Origin of the sequence: Micromonospora phytophila (assembly GCF_023656545.1) — a bacterium.
Taxonomy (GTDB): Bacteria; Actinomycetota; Actinomycetes; order Mycobacteriales; family Micromonosporaceae; genus Micromonospora; species Micromonospora phytophila.
Window position 1 is genome coordinate 1 of sequence record NZ_JAMOKF010000483.1, and the last position, 3,110, is coordinate 3,110.

Below are 3,110 nucleotides of genomic sequence, written 5' to 3' on the forward strand. Positions count from 1 at the left end.
TGGCCGGCCGCGCGGCCCCGGCGGTGCGGTCGGGGGTAGTGCTCGCCCTACCCCCGATTCGGGGGTCGGCAGGGTTACTCAGCGCAACCGTTCTGCGGAGACTTACGGTCAGGGTTGTGCCGTACGACATGACCCGGCGTCGAGGAACGGGAGCGGAAATGGGGCTCGAAGCGGTGGTGGACCCGCCGGTCCGACGGGGCAGTGACTACGCGCAGTTGTCCCGGCGGATCAGCGAGGCGGGCCTGCTGGAGCGGCGCCCGGGCTGGTACGCGGTCCGGATCGCGCTCACCCTCGGATTCTTCGTGGCGGGCTGGGTCGCGGTCGCGCTGGTCGGCAACTCCTGGGTCCAGCTCTTGGTCGCCGTCGTGCTGGCCGTGGCCACGACCCAGGTGGCGTTCCTCGGTCACGACGCCGGGCACCGGCAGATGTTCCGCCGCAGGGGGGCCAGCGAGGCGGTCGGCCTGCTCGCCGGCAACCTGTCCGTCGGGATCAGCTACGGCTGGTGGGTGGACAAGCACAACCGGCACCACGCCAACCCGAACCACGAGGACGAGGATCCGGACGTCGGGGCGGGCGCGCTGGTCTGGACGTACGAGCAGGCCGCCGAGACCCGTGGCGTCGGCCGCTGGCTGGCCCGCCGGCAGGCGTGGCTGTTCTTCCCGATGCTGCTGCTGGAGGGGCTCAGCCTGCACGTGTCGAGCATCCAGGCGATCGTCGGGCGGGAGCCCGACGGCCGGTTCCGCACCCCGATGCGCCACCGCTGGACCGAGGCCGGCCTGCTGCTCGTGCACACCGTGGCCTACGTCGGCGCCCTGCTGCTGGTGATGTCGCCGCTGAAGGCGCTGCTCTTCGCCGCCGTACACCAGGGGCTGTGGGGGTTCTACATGGGTTGCTCGTTCGCCCCGAACCACAAGGGGATGCCGATGCCGACCGCGGACGACGAACTCGACTTCCTGCGCAAGCAGGTGCTCACCTCCCGCAACGTCCGGGGCGGCCCGTTCGTCGACACCGCCCTCGGCGGGCTCAACTACCAGATCGAGCACCACCTGTTCCCGAACATGCCCCGGGCGAACCTGCGTCGCGCCCAACCGATGGTCCGGGCGTACTGCGAAGAGCAGGGCATCCCGTACGCCGAGACGGGGCTGGTCGAGTCGTACCGTCAGGCGCTCGCGCACCTGCACGAGGTGGGCCGGCCGCTGCGCGGCTGAGCCGCGGCTGAGACGCGGAGGGGGCGGCGCCGACCGGCGCCGCCCCCTCCTGCCGTTTCCCTCCGGTCAGGAGCCCATGGCCTTGATCAGCTCCTCCGGGGCCTCCTGCGTCTCGCTCGCCGCGGGCTTGCGCACGCTCACCGGAGCGCCGAAGTCCGAGTAGGTGGTGGTCATCGTGCCCAGCGACGGGTGCAGCACGCTGGTGTCGATGGCGAACTCGACGAGCCGGCCCTGGTCGTCGACCTTGGCGGTGAACGGAACGGCCTTGGCCTTGTCGCCGAGGGCCTGGATGGCCTTGTCGTCGGCCTTGGTGCGGGTGTAGTCGAGGGTGCCGGCGAAGGCCCCCTCGCCGGTCTTGCGGACGTCCACCACGCTCTCGATCATCTGCTTGGCGCCGCCCGGGTCGCCCTCCGGCATCAGGTTGAGGTTGCCGCTCTCGCCGAGCTTGGTGGCGTCCATGTGCAGCCACTTCTTCGGCATCCCCGCCATGCCGGTGATCTTCAGGTAGGCGTCGTTGCCGAGCATCAGGATCCGGAAGGTGCCCTGCGAGCCCATCTTCATCGTCATGTCGCCGGTCTTGGTGGACGGGTCCATCACGCCGCTGCCGTCGATGACGGCGGACTTGAGCTTCATCTTGACGCTCTGCTCGTTCAGCTTCTGCGCGGCAGCGGTCAGCTCGGCGCGGGCGTCCGCCGGGGCGCTGGTGGCCACGCCGGTGCCGCTGCCGGCCGGTGCGTCCGCGTCCGTCTTCGTGCCGCACCCGGTCAGACCGAGGCTGAGCGCGGCGACGAGCGCGACCCCCGTGGTCGCCAGCCGTCGAGTGTTCATGCTGGAAGTCTCCTCATGAAGGGTGGGCCGGGGGCGACGCCGGTCGCGGCCCCGGCCGGGCCGCCGGTCAGCCTAGCCCTCGATGTCCACAGTCACACGTCGATACCCCGCACGCGGCGACCGTCGTCGGCAGGACCACACCCCGCCGCCGCTGGTGGGGCGCCCTCCCGACACCCCCGGTAAGGTCTCCCCATGGCAGACGTGCTCACCGCCGAGGCGGTGCGAGACGAGCTGGGCCGGTTGGCCGGCTGGTCGGGGGACTGCGCCGGGATCACCCGCACCGTGGAACTGGCCAGCTTCCCGGACGCCATCGCGGTGGTGGACCGGGTCGCCGTGACGGCCGAGGAACTCGACCACCACCCCGACATCGACATCCGCTGGCGCACCCTCACCTTCCGTTGCGTCACCCACACGGTGGGCGGGGTCACCCGGCGTGACCTGGAACTGGCCCGGCGGATCGACGACATCCTGGGGAGCGTCCGATGAGATTCGAGATCAGCAAGGTGCTGGACGCCATCGAGGGCCGGGTCTGCACCGACCCGTTGCAGGCCCGGGCCGTCCTCGACCTGGCCGAGGTGATCCGCTACCAGGACATCGACGGGGGGCGGCCGGCCAGCCTGCTCCGCCTCGGCATGGTGATCGACGCCCTGGCGCGGCAGTTGGAGGAGGACAGCGTCCCGGTCTACGCGGTCGTGCACCGGGCCCTGCTCTCCGACGCCGACCTGACGTCCAACGAGCGCATGGTGGTCCGCCGCTGGGCCGACGACGGGCTGGTCGAGGTCCTCGACAACCCGGGCGACCGGATGCTGGAGGTGGCCGACCTGCTCGGGTTGCCGGTGCTCACCCGGGTCCGCGCCGACGGCCTGCGCGGGCGCTACCCGTGGCTGGTCGAGCAGGCCGGCCGGGTGCTCGCCCCGGTGCCCGGCGCCGGCGGGCCGGTCTTCATCGCCCACGTCGGCGGCGGCGACACCCCGGTCGCCGGCGACCGGTCCCCGGCCGGGTCCAAGCTCCTCTCCCGCCAGTGGCGCTGCCCCGAGCCGGGCTGCGCGCTCTTCGGTGGCGGCGGTGGCGGCG

Annotated in this window: 3 protein-coding genes and 1 pseudogene; 3 read left to right on the top strand and 1 reads right to left on the bottom strand. The window is 72.1% G+C overall.

The features are described 5' to 3' along the window. Positions 1 to 158: 158 nt before the first annotated feature. Positions 159 to 1,208: a fatty acid desaturase family protein gene (locus tag NCC78_RS30025; RefSeq protein ID WP_250798749.1), complete on the top strand. Its 1,050-nt coding sequence runs from the start codon at positions 159 to 161 to the stop codon at positions 1,206 to 1,208. Between the two features lie 66 nt (positions 1,209 to 1,274). On the opposite strand, the gene NCC78_RS30030 is transcribed toward NCC78_RS30025, so the two are convergent. Beyond that, the gene (locus NCC78_RS30030) at positions 1,275 to 2,036 is read right to left on the bottom strand and encodes a hypothetical protein (RefSeq protein WP_250798751.1); all 762 of its coding nucleotides are present in this window, start codon (positions 2,034 to 2,036) and stop codon (positions 1,275 to 1,277) included. Between the two features lie 192 nt (positions 2,037 to 2,228). Between NCC78_RS30030 and NCC78_RS30035 the strand changes: the two genes are divergently transcribed. Together NCC78_RS30035 and NCC78_RS30040 are read left to right on the top strand one after the other, a co-directional pair. Beyond that, on the top strand, positions 2,229 to 2,522 hold the full coding sequence (locus NCC78_RS30035) for a 4a-hydroxytetrahydrobiopterin dehydratase (RefSeq protein ID WP_250798752.1): 294 nt from the start codon (positions 2,229 to 2,231) through the stop codon (positions 2,520 to 2,522). Further along, positions 2,519 to 3,110: pseudogene (locus NCC78_RS30040) on the top strand (FHA domain-containing protein); the annotation flags it as partial. The gene NCC78_RS30035 and the pseudogene NCC78_RS30040, both read left to right, overlap by 4 nt.

Bases quoted from the DNA above. Each gene is read 5' to 3' on its own strand.
- NCC78_RS30025 (WP_250798749.1), top strand. From the start codon at position 159: ATGGGGCTCGAAGCGGTGGTGGACCCGCCGGTCCGACGGGGCAGTGAC.
- NCC78_RS30030 (WP_250798751.1), bottom strand. From the start codon at position 2,036: ATGAACACTCGACGGCTGGCGACCACGGGGGTCGCGCTCGTCGCCGCG.
- NCC78_RS30035 (WP_250798752.1), top strand. From the start codon at position 2,229: ATGGCAGACGTGCTCACCGCCGAGGCGGTGCGAGACGAGCTGGGCCGG.